This is a genomic window from Lysinibacillus sp. KU-BSD001 (genome assembly GCF_042920265.1).
In the GTDB taxonomy this organism is placed as follows: Bacteria; Bacillota; Bacilli; order Bacillales_A; family Planococcaceae; genus Lysinibacillus_B.
In genome coordinates, this window is the sequence record NZ_JBDQZI010000008.1 from 101,502 (window position 1) to 119,041 (window position 17,540).

At 37.3% G+C, this 17,540-nt stretch carries 18 protein-coding genes and 2 riboswitches; of the genes, 16 read left to right on the top strand and 2 right to left on the bottom strand.

Features of this window, described 5'->3' with window-relative positions; translation table 11 throughout:
- Window positions 1-109: 109 nt before the first annotated feature.
- The 5 genes from AAGS61_RS13005 (at window position 110) to AAGS61_RS13025 (ending at window position 4,189) form a co-directional block, all read left to right on the top strand.
- A complete protein-coding gene (locus tag AAGS61_RS13005) occupies window positions 110-247 on the top strand; it encodes a hypothetical protein (protein ID WP_391372488.1) in 138 nt (45 codons plus the stop codon).
- A gap of 101 nt (window positions 248-348) precedes the next feature.
- A riboswitch (TPP riboswitch) is annotated at window positions 349-456 on the top strand.
- A gap of 61 nt (window positions 457-517) precedes the next feature.
- Window positions 518-608: riboswitch (TPP riboswitch) on the top strand.
- A gap of 312 nt (window positions 609-920) precedes the next feature.
- Window positions 921-1,595, top strand: a complete 675-nt coding sequence (tenA, locus tag AAGS61_RS13010) for a thiaminase II (RefSeq protein ID WP_391372491.1) — start codon at window positions 921-923, stop codon at window positions 1,593-1,595.
- Between the two features lie 102 nt (window positions 1,596-1,697).
- Entirely contained in the window at window positions 1,698-2,429 is a 732-nt protein-coding gene (locus AAGS61_RS13015; protein WP_391372494.1) for an ABC transporter ATP-binding protein, read from the top strand.
- Entirely contained in the window at window positions 2,416-3,180 is a 765-nt protein-coding gene (locus tag AAGS61_RS13020) for an ABC transporter permease (protein WP_391372497.1), read from the top strand. The genes AAGS61_RS13015 and AAGS61_RS13020 overlap by 14 nt, the downstream gene beginning before the upstream one ends.
- 16 nt (window positions 3,181-3,196) lie before the next feature.
- Window positions 3,197-4,189, top strand: coding sequence for an ABC transporter substrate-binding protein (locus AAGS61_RS13025; RefSeq protein WP_391372500.1), 993 nt, complete (start codon window positions 3,197-3,199; stop codon window positions 4,187-4,189).
- Between the two features lie 59 nt (window positions 4,190-4,248).
- Here AAGS61_RS13025 and AAGS61_RS13030 read toward each other — a convergent pair whose 3' ends face one another.
- Window positions 4,249-5,571 (bottom strand): M48 family metallopeptidase, encoded by a 1,323-nt coding sequence (locus tag AAGS61_RS13030; protein WP_391372503.1) that lies wholly within the window; start codon window positions 5,569-5,571, stop codon window positions 4,249-4,251.
- A 264-nt stretch (window positions 5,572-5,835) separates the two neighbouring features.
- Between AAGS61_RS13030 and AAGS61_RS13035 the strand changes: the two genes are divergently transcribed.
- Window positions 5,836-6,129, top strand: a complete 294-nt coding sequence (locus AAGS61_RS13035) for an RNA polymerase alpha subunit C-terminal domain-containing protein (protein WP_391372506.1) — start codon at window positions 5,836-5,838, stop codon at window positions 6,127-6,129.
- Window positions 6,130-6,196: 67 nt separating this feature from the next.
- Here the strand turns inward: AAGS61_RS13035 and AAGS61_RS13040 are convergent, their stop codons facing one another.
- Entirely contained in the window at window positions 6,197-7,510 is a 1,314-nt protein-coding gene (locus tag AAGS61_RS13040; protein ID WP_391372509.1) for a TrkH family potassium uptake protein, read from the bottom strand.
- A 343-nt stretch (window positions 7,511-7,853) separates the two neighbouring features.
- On the opposite strand from AAGS61_RS13040, the gene AAGS61_RS13045 reads away from it, so the two are divergent.
- From AAGS61_RS13045 to AAGS61_RS13090, 10 genes are all read left to right on the top strand, one after another.
- Window positions 7,854-9,722: an LTA synthase family protein gene (locus AAGS61_RS13045; protein WP_391372512.1), complete on the top strand. Its 1,869-nt coding sequence runs from the start codon at window positions 7,854-7,856 to the stop codon at window positions 9,720-9,722.
- A 217-nt stretch (window positions 9,723-9,939) separates the two neighbouring features.
- Window positions 9,940-10,398 carry a helix-turn-helix transcriptional regulator gene (locus AAGS61_RS13050; protein WP_391372514.1) on the top strand — a complete coding sequence of 153 codons (459 nt, stop codon included), beginning with the start codon at window positions 9,940-9,942 and terminating at the stop codon, window positions 10,396-10,398.
- 63 nt (window positions 10,399-10,461) lie between these two features.
- On the top strand, window positions 10,462-10,869 hold the full coding sequence (locus AAGS61_RS13055) for a hypothetical protein (protein ID WP_391372517.1): 408 nt from the start codon (window positions 10,462-10,464) through the stop codon (window positions 10,867-10,869).
- Window positions 10,870-11,331: 462 nt separating this feature from the next.
- Window positions 11,332-12,306, top strand: coding sequence for an ABC transporter substrate-binding protein (locus tag AAGS61_RS13060; protein ID WP_391372519.1), 975 nt, complete (start codon window positions 11,332-11,334; stop codon window positions 12,304-12,306).
- Window positions 12,307-12,498: 192 nt separating this feature from the next.
- On the top strand, window positions 12,499-13,503 hold the full coding sequence (locus AAGS61_RS13065) for a FecCD family ABC transporter permease (RefSeq protein ID WP_391372522.1): 1,005 nt from the start codon (window positions 12,499-12,501) through the stop codon (window positions 13,501-13,503).
- On the top strand, window positions 13,500-14,534 hold the full coding sequence (locus AAGS61_RS13070) for a FecCD family ABC transporter permease (protein ID WP_391372525.1): 1,035 nt from the start codon (window positions 13,500-13,502) through the stop codon (window positions 14,532-14,534). Before AAGS61_RS13065 ends, AAGS61_RS13070 begins: the two co-directional genes overlap by 4 nt.
- An 11-nt stretch (window positions 14,535-14,545) precedes the next feature.
- The gene (locus tag AAGS61_RS13075) at window positions 14,546-15,340 is read left to right on the top strand and encodes an ABC transporter ATP-binding protein (protein WP_391372529.1); all 795 of its coding nucleotides are present in this window, start codon (window positions 14,546-14,548) and stop codon (window positions 15,338-15,340) included.
- On the top strand, window positions 15,337-15,993 hold the full coding sequence (locus tag AAGS61_RS13080; protein WP_391372531.1) for an IucA/IucC family C-terminal-domain containing protein: 657 nt from the start codon (window positions 15,337-15,339) through the stop codon (window positions 15,991-15,993). The genes AAGS61_RS13075 and AAGS61_RS13080 overlap by 4 nt, the downstream gene beginning before the upstream one ends.
- Window positions 15,994-16,293: 300 nt before the next feature.
- Entirely contained in the window at window positions 16,294-16,434 is a 141-nt protein-coding gene (locus tag AAGS61_RS13085) for a hypothetical protein (protein ID WP_391372534.1), read from the top strand.
- Between the two features lie 209 nt (window positions 16,435-16,643).
- Window positions 16,644-17,534, top strand: a complete 891-nt coding sequence (locus AAGS61_RS13090) for a DMT family transporter (protein ID WP_391372537.1) — start codon at window positions 16,644-16,646, stop codon at window positions 17,532-17,534.
- Window positions 17,535-17,540 lie beyond the last annotated feature (6 nt).

Below are 17,540 nucleotides of genomic sequence, written 5' to 3' on the forward strand. Positions count from 1 at the left end.
CTGTCTCTAGTGTAGCAGGTGATAAACGCTCTTTTCGCAACCTAAACGTAAGTGGTTAAAAAAGGACTGTATGTGGTATTTATTGTATAGTGAATGGTTGAGGGAATAAATGTTAAAGTATATAAATGGATTAATTTTTGTTGGGAAGCAATGGTTGAAAGTGAGGGAAGGTGGACTTCAATATAAGGGGACTTGGTTTTTAAAACGTGAAGAAGTATGCACTTTTGGCGAAGGGCGAAGACGGTAATAGGACGTTGAAGTTTATAGTTATGGATCCGCGGAAAGCATTGTCAAAAAAATCTTGTCTTGCGTTTTAGTGAATTCATGTTATTGTTATAAATAGTAATTAGAACACACTAGGGGAGTCTTATTTGAAGGCTGAGATTGAACAATTGTTCTAAACCCTTTGAACCTGTACTAGTTCACGCTAGCGTAGGAAAGTGGTTGTCGTAGGATAAGAAGGACTTATTCTCCCCACTCATCGCTTTGTGAGTGGGGTTTTTTAATTTTATACGAATAACACTACTAGGGGCGCCGTATTGGCTGAGATTGTACCCTTTGCACCTGATCTAGTTCATGCTAGCGTAGGAAAGTAGGGAATAAAGAGCTCTATGCTTTTTATAGCCGCTTTCCATATGGGGAAGCGGTTTTTTTAAAAGATAAGAAAGTATAAAATTTTTCTAGTTTAAAGAGTGTCTAGCGCAAGCGGACCAGCCCCTCGTGACGTTTCGAAAGTCTCTTCGTGTGGCAAGCACACTGTGAGCCTTTCTCCAACGCATGTCGGGGCTAGAGAGGGCGCTTGCGCTTTTCTTAGTAGACAGCAAAGTATTTCATGAATATCCGTAAAGATGCGACAGTACCTCTCCCTATTTTGAGCGAGATGTGTCTTTCTAATAGTATTAAGTTTAGGAGGAATTGAAATGACGAAATTTACAAATAGGCTTTATGAGAATGTGCAACCGATTTGGGAGAAGAATCATCAGCACCCATTTGTACAGGAGCTGGGACAAGGAACATTAGCGGAGGAAAAATTCATTCAGTATATGAAGCAGGATTATGTATATTTAATCGATTACGCGAAGCTATTTGCAGTAGGTGTGACGAAAGCACATAATTTAGACATGATGAACAAATTTTCTAAAGTATTGCATGATACACTTCATTTTGAAATGGAGTTGCATCGTCAATTTGCGGCTGAATTTGGTATTACACGAGAAGAGCTTGAGCAGACTAAGCCAACACCAGACAACTTAGCTTATACGAATTATATGTTAAATGTTGCTCAAAATGGTAGTTTAGCAGAGGTTGTAGCGAGTCTTTTGCCTTGTGCATGGGATTATTGGGAAATTGGGAAATTATTAAGAAAGCAATACGGGGATCAATTAGCATCTAACCGTTATGCAAAATGGATTGAGACATATGACTCTGAGGAATTTGCACAAGGAGCGAAATGGTTAATTGATTTAATGGATGAGCTAGCGGATGGGAAGCCAGAACGAGAGCTAGCTGTACTTGAAAAGCATTTCCAAATTACATCGAAATATGAGTATTTATTTTGGGATATGAACTATTTCAAACGTGATTGGCCAATCTAATTCTTTTAGCAGGTGTAAAATACAAGCTGAAAGAAGTGAAAGCCTTTGGCGGACGCAATGACGCCCAGGCAGAATTGATGTTGTGGAGTTGGTGGAACGAAGATGACACTCGTATTGAAAAATGTATCCTATTCCTATGATAAACAGGCAGTGATTTCTAATTTGGATGTAGAAATCAAATCGGGCGAGTTCGTTTCATTAATAGGGAAAAGTGGTACGGGAAAGAGCACCATTTTGAAATTAATTACGGGTCTTTTGCAGCCTGATGAGGGGGAAATCACCATAAATGGGCGCCCCATCAAGCTGGGCGATGTAGGCTATATGCCACAGCGTGATTTATTGTTGCCGTGGCGAACAGTGTTGGACAATATGATGCTGCCATCAGAAGTAAAAAAAGACCAAAGCTATACGAAGGAAGAGGCAAGACAATGGCTGGAGCGTGCGGGCCTATTAGCATATGAACATGCGCTTCCCCAGCAATTATCGGGTGGCATGAGGCAAAGAGTCTCCTTTTTACGGGCGCTGTTAATAGGGGAGGACGTACTGTTACTGGATGAACCTTTTGGTGCGCTGGATGCTTTTACGAAAAAGGATATGCAAGCTTGGTTACTGTCGATTTGGCAGGAGCTTAATAAAACGGTATTATTTATTACCCATGATTTAGATGAGGCCTGCTATTTAAGCGACCGTATTTTATTACTACATGCAGACAAAAAACTTGAACAGATTCCCGTCCCGTTAAAACGCCCACGTCGACCAGATATGTTACATGAGATGGAATTTGTGACTTTAAGAAAAAACGTAGAGAGAAAGATTGCTCATGAATACGATTAAAAATTGGTTTAAAACGTATTATTTATTTCTTTTGTTTAGCTGCACCATTTTACTAGCTGTTGAGTGGGCGGTACGTGCTGACATGGTTCCGGCGTTTATTATTCCAGCGCCAACGGGTGTATTGATGCTGATTATTGAAAATTGGCGCCCGCTTTTTTTAGAGCATTTGCCTGTGACATTATTAGAGTTTACAATCGGGTTTGTCATTGCAGTAGTGGGCGGTGTTTTACTAGCGGTCAGTATGTTTTATTCTAAAACGATCGAGAAAATGCTGTATCCAGCTGTTCTCATTTCGCAAATGATCCCGATCATTGCCTTATCCCCAATCTTTATCCTTTGGTTTGGTTATGAGATTTGGAGTAAGGTTGCCGTTACGATTTTAATTTCATTTTTCCCTATCGTAGTGGGTACTTATGATGGTTTAAAGGCGACAGATCGGGAGTATGTAGACTTATTCCGATCAATGGGCGCCACTCGTTGGCATATTTTTTGTAAACTACAAATTCCAATGGCGCTACCGTCATTCTTTTCAGCATTAAAGCTATCGATTGTTTACGCTTTAGTCGGTGCAACGATTGGAGAATGGCTCGGAGCGAGTGAAGGGCTCGGCTATTATAGTAGACGAATGTCAGGTAATTTAAATGCAGAAGGTGTATTTGCAGCTATTACCATTTTAACTGTATTAGGAATCGTGTTATTTACGATTGTTTCTATAATTGAACAACGTGTATTACGATGGAAAAACAAGTAGAAGGAGCATTTTTAATATGAAGAAACTTTATGTATGGACATTATTGCTAGCAAGTTTCGCCATGATTATGGCGGGTTGCTCGGATAAGGATAGTGAACAAGGAACGAAGGATTTAGAAGAGATTAGTATTATGTTAGATTGGTATCCAAATGCCGTGCATTCTGCGATTTATGTGGCGAAAGAAAAAGGCTATTTTGAAGATGCAGGTTTAGATGTGGAAATTCAAATGCCTGCTGATACAAATGATCCTTTAAAGCTAGCGGCTACAGGGAAAGTGGATTTAGCAATTAGCTACCAATCACAACTATTAGTTTCACGTGCTGAGGATATCCCTGTTGTATCAGTGGCAGCACTAGTAAGACATTCATTAGATGCGATTATGTATAAAGAAGAAAGTGGGATCCAATCGCCGAAGGATTTAGAAGGAAAAAGAGTAGGTTATCCATCCACAACAGTAAGTGAAGCGATTGTCGCTTCAATGGTTGCCAATGATGGTGGTGATGTGCAACAAGTAAAAATGACGGATGTTGGTTGGGACTTAATGCCATCATTAGCAACGGATCAAGTGGATGCTGTTGTCGGGGCGTATATTAATCATGAAATGGTATTACTTGAAAAAGAAGGCTACAACATCGATTTACTAAAATTAGATGACTATGGTGTTCCAAATAGCTATGAGTTAGTAGTTGTAGCAGGTGAGAAGACGTTCGAACAGAAAAAAGAGCAAATTACGAAATTTTGGCAAGCTGTGACAAAAGGTCATGAGGATGTGAAGAAAGATCCAAATGCAGGGCTAGAAGTACTCTTTAACCATGAAAATGAGAGCTTCCCATTAGATCTGGATGTTGAAAAAGAAAGCTTAAACATCCTTTTACCATTAATGGAGGATGAAGGTGTGAAGTTTGGCCATCAGGAGCAAGAGGCATGGGATAAAACAGCGAATTGGCTATATGAATCTGGTGTGATTAAGGTAAAGCTAGATGCGTCAGAGGCATTTGTGAATTTATAAGGATTTGTTCGTAGAAATATAAAAACGGTAGACAAGGCTAATGCTTTGTCTACCGTTTTTTAGTAGTTTTCAATGTATTGTGCGATATCGAAATAGCCGTAATCCATCGCATATTGATAGGCGTCATAGCCGCTAGAATCTTTCATTGTTTTATCTGCCCCGTGTGTTAACAGCAGTTCTACCATTTCCGAATCTCCGTACGAAGCAGCTTCAATTAGTGGTGTAAATCCATAAATATCCATTGTGTTTGGGTCTGTCCCTTGTTCTAATAAATAAGAAGCGATTTCGTGATTGCTTTCCATTACAGCAAGATGAAGGGCTGTATATCCTTCATCACTTACATCATTTAGTGCCTGGTCATCTTTTGCATATTGTTGGACAGCGTTGAAATCCCAGTCCACAACCGCAAGCATTAAATCACTCATACTTGCCTTGTCATACGTATAGGAATAATCTCCACTCATACTACCATCTTCTAATGGTAAATGATTCCCTAGTAGCAGCTCATCTTCTAGTTGAGAAACCGTATTAAGCGTCCACCAAATGGCAATGAAGAATAAAATAGTGAGCACAATTAAGCCAACGATTCCGAGGATAACGCCTTTATAAGAAGGTTTTATAACAGGTGTCTGATCTGCTTGGAAGAAGCCACTAATCGCATGGACACGTTTTGGTAAATTGGGATGTGTGGACAATATTTCATCGATCCAGCTAAACATGCCTGATTCTGTTTCGATTTGCTTCATAAATGTTACTTGATCTACCTGCTTATATAATTGAGGCCCAATCGCTAGCATTACTAGTGCATTTTTTGCTGCTTCATGGGACTGACTGTAATAGGCACCGTAGCGGTCGCACGTAAATTCACAGGCACGTGAATACGCATTACTTAAAAAAGGCACAAGTAAGCCTGGCATTAACAGCCAACCTAGCCCTACATGTTTGCGTTTTATATGCGCAAATTCATGTGCTAAGATAAAGTGCACTTCTTCTTGACCTTGTTCATCTATTAATGAAAAAACATCTGCATATAATACAACCATGTTTTTTAAGCCGAATTTTGTTGCAAAGGCATTTAAAATACCTCCCGATTGCATGACATAAATATCTGGTACCTGTGTCAGATTCATGCGTTGTGCGATGTCTTTCGCTTGTTCATAAAAATGAGGAAACTGTTGCTCATTTAGTTTGACACCGTTTTTTCGAATATTAACAATTGCTAGATTATGTATGAACCAGTAGAAAAGGAATAGGAACAAGATGACAATGATACCGATGATGGATATTGCTGCCACAATATAAACAAGTGCACTAACGATGCATAAAATGGCAAAATAAATCTTTTCCTTACTAGTTACTAAATCTTTCTCTGAAAATGTCATTGCTTCTCTCCAATCTTAAATTTTAATAACGTTACTAATATACACATATCAAGTAAAAAAAGGAATGAGAAAAAAGAATGATAGGTCATCCGTAATAGTTTTTGGTGATACTTTTCTAAATTAATGGTGAATGGCCTAGTATAAAAAACAGGTAAGTGTGAAATGTTGATGCTCGATGTTAAAAATTATGGCATAGTATAATAACAGATAAAAAGTTCTAGGAAAATGGATAGGATGTATTTGAATGGAAGGAAGGTTGTTAAAATGGCTACTTCAGAAAAAAGTAAAAGAATATGTGATAAGGGACACACGTATTATAAAAGCTCGGCTTGTCCAACCTGTCCAACTTGTGAAGGTGAGCGAAAACCTAACACAGGCTTTCTTTCGTTACTTGCGGCACCAGCAAGACGAGCATTACAATCGAATGGAATCACGTCTTTGCAAGAGCTATCACAGTATAGTGAAAAAGAGATTTTGCAACTTCATGGCATAGGCCCGTCTTCTTTACCTAAACTGAAAGCTGCTTTACAGGAGAATGATTTAACATTCAAAGAGTAAGCAGCTTTCATTTTGCACCAATGCTAATTATGTTATTTTAAAATATGACAACATGTAGATTCTGACATCAACCAATCATCAAATCCCCATTTGGATAGCGGAATCGATTCGCTGGACGGGCGAGCAGTACATATAAAATTGTTAAAGTACCGAGTCTCCCAAGAAACATCGTCAACATAATCATGATTTCACTTGCTGGAGACAATATTGGTGTAAGACCAAGCGATAGTCCTACTGTTCCAAATGCACTTGTTGCTTCAAACAAATAGGTCATCATCGTATAGCCCTTCGTCGTCATAGCGAGTACAATCGTAGTTAAAAAAACCCAAAGAGCGCTACAGCTAACGAGCGTAAAAGCCTTTAGAACAAGCGAATTAGAAATGGTCCGTTTCCATAATACCGTTTCAGTTGAACCACGTAATTGACTCCAAATCACTGCACCGAGCAGCGTAATTGTCGCGATTTTTACTCCCCCCGCAGTAGAACCAGAACCACCGCCAATAAACATAAAAACAATCGTCATAAGTAAAGTTGGAATAGTGAGCTCATCCATTGGTAAGGTATTTGCTCCAGCTGTTCGAGGCGTTACACTGTGAAAGAAAGCCCCTAAAAATTGCTCTTTCCATGTCGCACCCACAAGGGCACCACCATGTCTTGTTTCAAAAAACCAAACCGCTATTGTTCCGCCAATGACAAGAAAAGCTGTCATAGATAAAATGACTTTGCTGTATAAAGAAAGGCGCTTTCCTTTTCGAAAGTGTCGTAGCTCGTCGATGACAATAAAGCCAAGCCCACCAAATAAAATAAGGGAACAGACTGTAAAAACAATCACAATGTCATTTTGATAACTTGTTAAGCTCGAAAAACCGCCAAATAGGTCAAACCCTGCATTGTTAAACATCGAAATAGCATGAAAAATACCATAATAAATTGCTTTTGTAATGGGCATATCAAACGAAAAACGCATTGCTAAAATAACGGCACCAATCAATTCAATGATGAGTGTATACATGACAATCCGCTTTAATAAATATAGCGCTTGCTCGATGGAGTAGGCATTAAAAGACTCCTGCAAGATGAGCTTATCTTTTAAGGAAATTCTCCGTTTAAAAAACAATAATAAAAAAGAAGAGACGGTCATAAACCCAAGCCCGCCAAGCTGAATGAGCGTAAGTACCACTATTTCACCGAACATCGTAAAGCTATCTGCGGTATCCATGACGACAAGCCCCGTTACACAAACGGCAGATGTTGCTGTAAAGAATGCATCAACCCATGAAATAGGCGCGGTAGTCGCAAACGGAAGCTTCAATAAACAGGCTCCTAGTAAAATCAATCCTGCAAAGCTGGCCATTAAAATTAGTGTCGGTTTTTTCGCCATCGTGATTCCTCGATTCCTTTTTGAGATTAATCCATTACGATAAGGTAAGACAAAAGAATTTGTATCAATAAATGTAATAGGAGACGAAGTTCTGTTTAGTTTGATAATAAAAAATACTACATCGAAAAGTGAAAAGATGTAAAGAGAATTTTTTAGGGTTATTGTTGAACTGGAAAAGTACTAAATACAATATCCTAAAAGTAATTACAACCTCTTTTTAAATTTATGTTTATAAATGGTGAAAGATATTATGAAAATATAACATTCATATCTTCCACTATTGTCTATGTAATAACTGAAATTTTAAATAAAATATAACAAAAAATACAAAGAGGTTTTTAGTATGATAAACCGCAAGAAAAATGTAGGTGGACAATATGCTTTCATCCGTAAGTTGAAAAAGGGCTGTTTCACACTAGCTGTATTATTAGTTGCACAATGTATTTTAATTTATTTTCAATGTCAATTTCAGTTGGGAGATGTCGTGTATTATACACAACATTATTGGCATAATTATATTTTTGATATCATTTTGTTATACGTTTTGTATTTAGCATTTCTTGTGATTGTTAATCGGAAAATATATGCTTCCTTTTTACTCCTTAGTACAACGCTTCTTTTCTCCATTGCCAATTATTTAAAGCTCAGTTATAGAAATGAGCCGCTTTTACCGAGTGATCTTACAATGATTTTTGAAATCAATCATATTATCCAAATGATTAATAAAGTGCATATAATTGTGAGTATCGGTGTTATCTTCTTGCTAATCACTGCTTTTTTTCTCCTCAAATATTTTAAATCTCAGCCAGTCCATACAGGAAAACAAAGGCTTCTCGTATCCTTGCTGTTATGTTTCGTGTTTTACAGTTTTCTAAATAGTAATCACGCGAATAATCCTTATAAAGTCATCGCTACTTCTTTCGGTATTACAGATAGTTATTGGGATTTAAAGGAGGATTATAGCTCGAATGGTCCGATAGCAGGGTTTATAAAAAATTTAGATATTCAAGTGATGGAAGAGGTGCCCGAAGACTATTCTTATGAAGCGGTAAGCGATATTGTTGAAAAATATAAAGAGAAAGCAATAGAAATGAATTGTGACAAAGGAACATTAGAAGATCATACTGTGATCTTTGTGTTAAGTGAAAGCTTTACGGACCCTCTTAGAATACCTGGACTAGAACTATCAGATGACCCCATTCCTTTTATTCGATCTTTGTTCAATGAAACGACTTCTGGGGTATTATTAGGTGCTAATTACGGTGGAGGTACAGCAAATGTTGAATACGAAGTGTTAACAGCATTTAGCACCAATTTTTTTCACCCATCGCTACTTATTCCATACACGTTATTAGTGCCCAATTTAGAGGAAGCACCAAGTTTTCCTCATTTATTTGATCAAAAAATAGCTGTCCATTCGTATAATGCAAATCTTTATAGAAGAAAAGACGTGTTTGAGCAGTTTGGATTCGACCCTTTCATTTATGAAGGGGGCAATATGGATCTTTCCTATAAAGAAAAATTAGACAATAGCACGTATATTAGTGATGCATCTGCGTATGAGGAAGTATTAGATATTGTTCGTGAGGATACAGAGGGGAACTTGTTTATGTTATTAACGACGATGCAAAATCATAGCCCGTATGATGAAAATAAATATAATAATGACTTTGAAGTATTCAATGAGCTAGACGAACAAGAAAAAGCGCGCATTGAAACGTATGTGCAAGGCTTACACTATACAGATTTGGCTACAGCACATTTTATCGAAGAAATTGAAACAATGGATAAACCGATTACTGTCGTATTTTTTGGCGATCATTTGCCGCCCGATGTGTTCGAAGGCTTTGATGAAGAGGGCGAACAAGAAAATGAAGTATTTTACGAGACAGATTATTTTATTTACAACAATTTTGAAGCGGAAATTTTAGACGATCCAATCGTTAGTCCGAATATGATTAGCTCGATTGTACTTGAACAGTTAAATGTGGAATTAACACCGTATTATGCGCTTATGTTTGAGCTGCAAAAAACAGTACCTGTAATGCGGTGGGGAGAGTACTTTTTACGGTCAGATGAAATATTTGTTTACGAAGATGAATTGCCAGCAAACGTTCAAGAGCTAATCAATGATTACCGCATGATTCAATATGATATTAATGCGGGAGAGCAATATGCAGTGGAACTCGGGATGTTTGATTTAGAAAGGTAGAGATTTCTTGAAATTACGCTATACAGCATTTTTGAATGAGTATTCAATGGGAAGCGTATTTCTGTTGAATACTTTTCATTTGTGTAAAGGGGGGTTACTTATCATAGATAGAACAGTTTATTAGAGGGGATGAACAAGTAGCAATTTCCTCATGTATTTTATGAAGAAAGAGTCAAAATGATTTATACTAAGTGTAAAAGTACACGAGGTGTTACAAATGGATCGAGATCAGTTGATTCAAATTGCGTCTGAAAGTTTAAAGCTTATTCGGACAGAAAATGGCTATACACAGGAAAAAATGGCTGAACTATTAGGTATTTCTAAAAAGACGCTTGTCCAAATTGAGAAAGAACGCATGGTAGCGAATTGGACCGTCACTATTGCCATTTGTGCATTATTTCGCAACAGTTTAATCTTACAAAACCGTGTGGGCGGCGATCCAATGGAAGTGATTGAATTAACGACTCATGATGTAATTATTATTCCGAAAGAAAAGACAATGGGCGGATACATATGGTGGAAAAATATTGAGGAATACGAGGGACATCGCCTGCAGCAAAATCTCTTAAGCAAGCATTATCGTATTCTAGATCATGAAAATTACCGCTTGATGAGTACGTTAGACGAAGCTGTAGCATATGAAAAATGGGAAGCGATTAGACAAACAATAAAATAAACTATTAACTAAAATAGTCTAATAGTGTAAAATTACACCATCAGGCTATTTTAGGAGGTATGTATGGCTCAAGTAATCATATTCATTGTTACTTTATCGTTAACATTTTGTTTAAATTTTTGGTCAGCACTTAAATATCCAGATATAGAACTGACCTTTATTGGCTTTGTGGCAACATGTATATATATTAGTGTCGTAGTCATGATGAGTAAAAAATGTGCACGTAATTTTTGTGTAATCGGTGCCATTAGCAGCTTGTTAGTAGCACTTTTAATTAGTTTTGAAACAGTTTTAACGGAGAATATGTTGTTAAATATGATTTTTAGTGTTCAATATCCCCTTTATGTTGTATTTATCATGCCGTTATTTGGGTTGAATTTTATGACAGATTTGCCTTTACAATGGTTTTCCTGTATTTGTATAGGTATTTATACGGTGCTGTATTTTAGATTGAAAGGGCGAGTTGTATAAAAAATTAACATTTTTATGTATACAACTAAATCAAAAATAAGTGGCTAATTACTATACTATAAAAATATATTTCAATTACTTATTTGTGTAGGTGATGAACATCATTTTCTTTCATGATAGTGAATTGCATATGTGTATGTTATAAATAAAAATCTGCTTCTCCTAAAAAAATAGGGGGAGCAGATTTTTCTCGTTATTGATAGGGATTATTAGTTGAAAATGCATTTATTACATAGCCTCAATAATGCCTTTGTACTCTCCATCCTTAATACTTACAAATCCTTTAGTAAAATAATGATGTTTACTCTATTTTAGGAAAAATGATTCTCGGTATTCATGGATTACGTACAGCCTAATTGAAAAAAATTTTCAATTAGGGATTGCATTCAGTAGTTATATATAATACACTCTTAATTGTTAATGATAATCATTTTCAATATAAAAAGAAGGGATCTATAACTAATGAAAAACAAATTTTCACTGTTTTTCTTCATGCTTTTTGCAACTGTAATGGTGCTTGCGGCGTGTGGAGAAACGACTAAGGAAGAAGCTTCGAATGATGCAAGCAAAGGTGAAGCTTCGGAAGAATCAACAACACGTGAAGTAACACATGCTCTTGGTACAACAACAATTGAAGGGAAACCTCAACGTGTCGTTACGCTTTATCAAGGCGCGACAGATACAATTTTAGAGTTTGATGTGAAGCCAGTTGGTGTGGTGCAATCATGGGTGCAAGTACCAATGTATGATTACATAAAAGAAGAATTAAAAGATGTGCCATTTGTAGGGCAAGAAACGCAGCCGAACCTTGAAGAGATTGCGGCATTAAAACCAGATTTAATTATTGCTACTCAAATTCGTCATGAAGAAATTTATGAGCAACTATCTCAAATTGCTCCAACGATTGTCAATACAACACTTTATGATTTTAAAGAAACAACAACGTTAATTGGTCAAGCTTTAGGAGAAGAAGAAAAAGCTAATGCTTTAATTGCTGATTGGGAAGCTCGCGTAGCTGACTTTAAAGAAAAAATCGCTTCAACTGACAATTGGCCACTTAGTACAGCAGTTCTTAATTACCGTGAAGATCATGCACGAATTTATGTGACTGGTTTTGCTGGATCAATTTTGACAGAGCTTGGCTTTAACGGACCTAAAGATTTACAAGGTGAAAATTTAGAAATTGTTAAGCTGACAGATAAAGAAGGTATTCCACAAATGAATGCAGATGTTATTTTCCAATTCATGGAGGATAACGAAGCGGTCAAAAAGACACATGAGGAATGGACAGCGCATCCGTTATACCAAAACTTAGATGCAGTGAAAAACAACCAAGTGTACACAGTAGATGAAGTAGCTTGGAACATGGCAGGCGGTTTACAAGCTGCACATCTAATGCTAGATGATATTTACTCACACTTTAAAATTGAACAGTAAATAGAAAATAGGGGGAAAGGGGCCGTCTGAAAAGACATTTTGAGGCGGCCCCTTTGCGACGAGGATGGTGGCATTTTGATGCGACCACCGCAGGAGCAATATTTCTTAATGGATAATTATTAAGGAGTAAAAGGGTGTCCAGAAAGTTTTTACTTTCTGGACACCCCCTTCTATGGAAGAAGAGGATCTATTATGTTACAAACATCATTTTCTAAAACTGTAGGCTTAATAGGACTTTTAGGATTAGTGGTTGCTTTGTTTTATTGTAGCTTAGCTATGGGGCAAACTTCTATTTCATTTAAAACGGCATGGGATGTAATGACGGATTATGACCCGAACAATACGGAGCACTTAATTATTGCAACGAGTAGGTTAACAAGAGCGGTCATTGCCTTAATAATTGGTATGAACTTAGCCATTGCAGGCATTTTAATTCAAACATTGACAAGAAATCCTTTAGCCGCGCCAGATTTACTTGGCGTAAATGCAGGTGCTATTTTTTTTATTGTCGTAGCCATTACTTGGTTTAATATTCAATCATTAACACACTATATGTGGTTTGCTTTTCTCGGCGCAGGTATTGCAGGGGTAGCTGTATTTTTCTTAAGTAGCTTCGGGAGAGACGGTCTCACACCGATTAAAGTCATTTTAGCGGGTACAGCATTATCTGCCTTATTTATCTCCTTTACACAAGGCTTATTAGTCATTGATGAGCAGTCCTTTCAAACGGTCTTATTTTGGCTTGCAGGCTCTGTTGCAGGCAGAGATATGGAGATGCTGTTATCTGTATTACCGATCTTAGTAATAGCCCTGATTTTAAGCTTATTCATCGGAAAAGCCATGAATATTTTTAGTTCAGGAGACGATGTAGCAAAAAGTTTGGGCCAAAACGTCGGAATGTTAAAAGTTTTCATGGGGTTATTAATTATTGTATTAGCTGGTGGTTCTGTAGCAATCGTTGGCTCTATTGGATTCGTTGGGCTGATTGTTCCTCATATCGCAAAAGGGTTAGTAGGCAATGATTACCGATGGACGATTCCGTTTGGGGCATTGCTTGGTTCATCTTTATTATTAGCCGCCGATATTACAGCGAGATTTTTAATTATCCCACAGGAAGTGCCGATTGGTGTAATGACCGCATTTATTGGTGGTCCTTTCTTTATTTACTTAGCGAAAAAAGGGGTGTCTAAACAATGAAAGCTTGGACATTTCGTTTATTTAAAGGAAATATTTCGTTTCAAGTACCAAAGCAATGGCTGCTTGTCCTATTGATTTGTTTAATCACTGTACTTACTATTTTTTTATTCAGTTTATCAGCAGGTAGTACATGGATTCCTTTATCTGAAGTATTCCTTCAACTAGTTGGTCAAATCGATGAGCATACTTTTGTCATCGAAACATTGCGTCTACCACGGACTCTATTAGCGCTTCTTGTTGGTGCCGCTCTAGGTGTAGCGGGGCTTATTTTGCAAAGCTTAGTGCGAAACCCTCTTGCTTCTCCTGATATTATCGGGATTACGAGCGGTGCTTCCTTTGGGGCTGTTGCATTTATTGCGTTAGGAACAGGTGTAATGAGCATGGCTTTTCTGCCGTTTGCAGCAATTGCTGGAGGGCTATGTACAGCTATTTTAATTTATATGGTTTCTTGGAATAAGGGTGTCACACCGATTCGTCTCGTACTAATTGGCATCGGGATTTCAGCTATTTTAAAAGCGGGTGTGACATTTATGCTCGTATTTAGTAATACGTTTATTACATCAAAAGCGTATGTGTGGTTAACAGGTAGCTTATATGCAGCGAGCTGGAGTGATGTTTCCTCTATGTTTTTATGGTTGCTCTTACCGATACCGATTTTGTTGATTTTCGGTAGAAGCTTAAATGTAACAGAACTCGGTGATGATGTATCGATAAGTATCGGCATTCGTGTACAAGTTCAGAGATTTATATTTTTAATATGTAGCGTGATTTTAGCCGGAACTGCTGCCGCCTATGCAGGGGGAATTGAATTTGTTGGATTAATGGCCCCTCATATTGCTAGACGTCTTGTAGGGAGGTCTTTTGTAGGTCTTGTGCCTATAACTGCGCTGATTGGTGCTACATTAGTGTTAGTGGCAGATTTAATTGCTCGCACAATGTTTTTACCTTTAGATATTCCAGCAGGTGTATTTACGGCCGCTATTGGTGCACCATTTTTCATCTATTTACTATTCCACAATCGAAATCGTTAGGAGAGGTGTAAATGAGCGGATTACAAACAAAAAATTTAACGTTAAATTATGGCGATCAGCATATTATTCATGATTTAAGCTTTGAAATGCCACTTGAAAAAATTACGGTGCTGGTTGGTGCGAATGGGAGTGGGAAATCTACATTATTACGCTCATTAGCCCGCCTTTTAAAACCTATATCGGGAGAAGTACTACTGGATGAACAACGATTACAGTCGATTTCAACAAAAGAAATTGCCAAAAAACTAGCTATTCTTCCACAAGGACCTGTTGCACCAGAAGGCATTACGGTACAGCAACTCGTCAAGCAAGGCCGCTACCCACATCAACGGTGGTTTCAACAATGGTCTGAGGAGGATGAACACTTAGTTGAACAAGCGTTGGCAGCTACGCAACTACTTTCTTTTAAAGATAAGCCAGTGGACGCTTTATCGGGTGGACAGCGACAAAGAGCTTGGATTGCGATGACACTCGCACAACAAACGCCGATTTTGCTATTAGATGAGCCAACGACTTATTTAGATATGACACATCAAATTGAATTACTCGATTTTTTATTTGATTTGAATAGACAGCATCGCCGAACAATTGTGATGGTGCTGCATGATTTAAATCTTGCTTGTCGCTATGCCGATCACTTAGTAGCCATTCATAACCGAACGGTTGCTGTACAAGGACCTCCTGAACACATTGTGACGGCTAAAATGGTACAAGAAATTTTTAATATGGAAGCGATGATAGAAGAAGATCCATTTTTCGGTACCCCTTTATGTATTCCTAAAGGAAAAGGGCGATATGTCAAATGAACTTAGAGCTATATGGTATAGAAAAACGTAGCGCTGATGAAGGCATTCCTTTAGTTCACTTACTTAACAAAGACATACTAATGCCAATCGTTCAACAATATGCGACCTCTCTCGGTACAGAGTCGTTAGCGATAGCAGGTTCTTTATTTATAAAACGGTATGCCGTCCTTGTGGCAGCTTCCTCGCTCGATTATTTCGGTCTCCAAAAGGAAACGAAAGATTGGTGGTCAACGGCTCGATTTGAGCCAAAAACATTTACACTTCTCATGGAAAAAGATGTACAGAAAGCATGGGTGGAAGACTGGAAAGAGCGGCTTTTTGCTGAGCATTTGACGCCTCTTGTAGAGTTGGTTGCAAAAGAATGTAAAGTACCTCAAAACATACTTTGGGAAAATATAGCCGTTCGTTTACAAGCTGTTTTGCGTAAACAGGAAAAAGTATATTCGACTTTTGTATTAGAGCAACAATTTACAGAACTAACCTGTGTTGAGGCGCATTGGCTAGGGAGAACAGGCAATCCGTTGCGAAAGTATCTCCAAAAAGGGCAACAATGGAGTCAGATACCAATAAGAAAGACTTGCTGTCGTTATTATCAAGTCAAAAAAGAAGATGAAAATCCATACTGTGGCAATTGCCCGCTTAAGAAAGATTAAAGGAATAACGCCTGGTGTTCGTAACTTAATAGGATGCTAGTAAAGTGAAAAGTCGATTTGTACCCATAATTTTGGTATCAATCGGCTTTTTTGTGATCTCTTTTTAAAAGTTTTTCTCTGCAAACTGAATACAAAATGTATGCGTTTTTTGTTAAATATTAGGTGATTAAAGTGCGATATAGTTTTAAAATAAAGTAAACAGCATACCTTATTTTACTAAAAGGTCAGTTTAGTACAATGAGAATTTGGCGTGTTAGTTAAACATGGCTCTAATGGGGAACTGTAGAGGAGGCGATGGATATGAGAGGTAGAAATAATAGAGATGATTATATGCATAGTAGTTCAGAAAAAAATGCAACGACAGGTTGGACAATGAAAGGGTTTATCTATTTTTTCATTATCGTAATAATTGTAGGAATAATTAAGTGGCTATTTTTGTAGATTTGGGTTTTAGTAGTTACTTTTCAAACAGAGAAATAACAGTATTTGTTTTTGTTCAATCCAATCCAATCCAATCCAAATCATTATGTAACCCCTTTACATAAAATTGGTTTTAAAAATAGGCTGTAATTGGTACTACTTCAAACCAATTATTGGTGTTAACCTTACGATAAAATATTTTGTTTGGGATTACTAGTTGGGGGGATGAAGTGAATACGGGCTATTTAAAAATACTAGTGGCTATGTGTATTGTAGGCAGTTCAGTCGTTGTAGGAAAATTAATCGTGCAGGATATCCCTATATTTATTGCATGCGTATTAAGATTTCTCATTGCATCAATCATTCTTGTTCCATTGTTAATTTTAAAAGAGGGGATTCCATCTTTGACTAAAAAAGAGTTTTTAGTCTTATTTGGTCAAGCAATAAGTGGGGTATTTTTATTTAATATTTTCATGCTTTACGGATTGAAATATACATCTGCTATTGAAGCAGGAGTCATTACAAGTACTATTCCAGCAGTTATAGGGATACTTTCTTTGTTCTTGTTAAATGAAAAATTGACGAAGAAAAAGAGTGTAGGCATATTTTGTGCGATGTTAGGGGTTTTATCTATGAATGTATTGAGCAGTAGTTCCGAGCAAATGAGTTCCTTGGGTGGAAATCTTTTAATATTGGGCGCTGTACTGGGAGAAGCGTTATTTATTATATTTGGAAAGTTATCATCTAATCGAGTAAGCCCTCTTACGATATCAACAATGGTGAGTATTTTCGGTTTCATTTTGTTTTTACCCTTTGCCATTTATGAAGCGAAAGAATTCAACTTTTTAGATATTAGTTTGGGGAACTGGGGGAATATTTTATATTTTGGAATCGTTGTAACCGTAATTGCGTTTCTTTTAATGTATGACGGATTAAAAACAGTATCAGCGAGTTCAACAGGCGTACTAACAAGTGTGCTACCAGTCAGTTCACTAATTCTTTCGTTTTTAATTTTAAAGGAAAAATTAATGTACATACATTTTGTAGGAATGCTGTTAGTCATAGTTGCCATTTTCCTGATTTCAATGGAACCTTCAAATCAGGAAGGAAGAAATATTTGATTAAAT

Excerpts from the sequence above, each read along its gene's own strand:
- AAGS61_RS13005 (WP_391372488.1), top strand. The coding sequence starts at position 110 with ATGTTAAAGTATATAAATGGATTAATTTTTGTTGGGAAGCAATGGTTG.
- tenA (WP_391372491.1), top strand. The coding sequence starts at position 921 with ATGACGAAATTTACAAATAGGCTTTATGAGAATGTGCAACCGATTTGG.
- AAGS61_RS13015 (WP_391372494.1), top strand. The coding sequence starts at position 1,698 with ATGACACTCGTATTGAAAAATGTATCCTATTCCTATGATAAACAGGCA.
- AAGS61_RS13020 (WP_391372497.1), top strand. The coding sequence starts at position 2,416 with ATGAATACGATTAAAAATTGGTTTAAAACGTATTATTTATTTCTTTTG.
- AAGS61_RS13025 (WP_391372500.1), top strand. The coding sequence starts at position 3,197 with ATGAAGAAACTTTATGTATGGACATTATTGCTAGCAAGTTTCGCCATG.
- AAGS61_RS13030 (WP_391372503.1), bottom strand. The coding sequence starts at position 5,571 with ATGACATTTTCAGAGAAAGATTTAGTAACTAGTAAGGAAAAGATTTAT.
- AAGS61_RS13035 (WP_391372506.1), top strand. The coding sequence starts at position 5,836 with ATGGCTACTTCAGAAAAAAGTAAAAGAATATGTGATAAGGGACACACG.
- AAGS61_RS13040 (WP_391372509.1), bottom strand. The coding sequence starts at position 7,510 with ATGGCGAAAAAACCGACACTAATTTTAATGGCCAGCTTTGCAGGATTG.
- AAGS61_RS13045 (WP_391372512.1), top strand. The coding sequence starts at position 7,854 with ATGATAAACCGCAAGAAAAATGTAGGTGGACAATATGCTTTCATCCGT.
- AAGS61_RS13050 (WP_391372514.1), top strand. The coding sequence starts at position 9,940 with ATGGATCGAGATCAGTTGATTCAAATTGCGTCTGAAAGTTTAAAGCTT.
- AAGS61_RS13055 (WP_391372517.1), top strand. The coding sequence starts at position 10,462 with ATGGCTCAAGTAATCATATTCATTGTTACTTTATCGTTAACATTTTGT.
- AAGS61_RS13060 (WP_391372519.1), top strand. The coding sequence starts at position 11,332 with ATGAAAAACAAATTTTCACTGTTTTTCTTCATGCTTTTTGCAACTGTA.
- AAGS61_RS13065 (WP_391372522.1), top strand. The coding sequence starts at position 12,499 with ATGTTACAAACATCATTTTCTAAAACTGTAGGCTTAATAGGACTTTTA.
- AAGS61_RS13070 (WP_391372525.1), top strand. The coding sequence starts at position 13,500 with ATGAAAGCTTGGACATTTCGTTTATTTAAAGGAAATATTTCGTTTCAA.
- AAGS61_RS13075 (WP_391372529.1), top strand. The coding sequence starts at position 14,546 with ATGAGCGGATTACAAACAAAAAATTTAACGTTAAATTATGGCGATCAG.
- AAGS61_RS13080 (WP_391372531.1), top strand. The coding sequence starts at position 15,337 with ATGAACTTAGAGCTATATGGTATAGAAAAACGTAGCGCTGATGAAGGC.
- AAGS61_RS13085 (WP_391372534.1), top strand. The coding sequence starts at position 16,294 with ATGAGAGGTAGAAATAATAGAGATGATTATATGCATAGTAGTTCAGAA.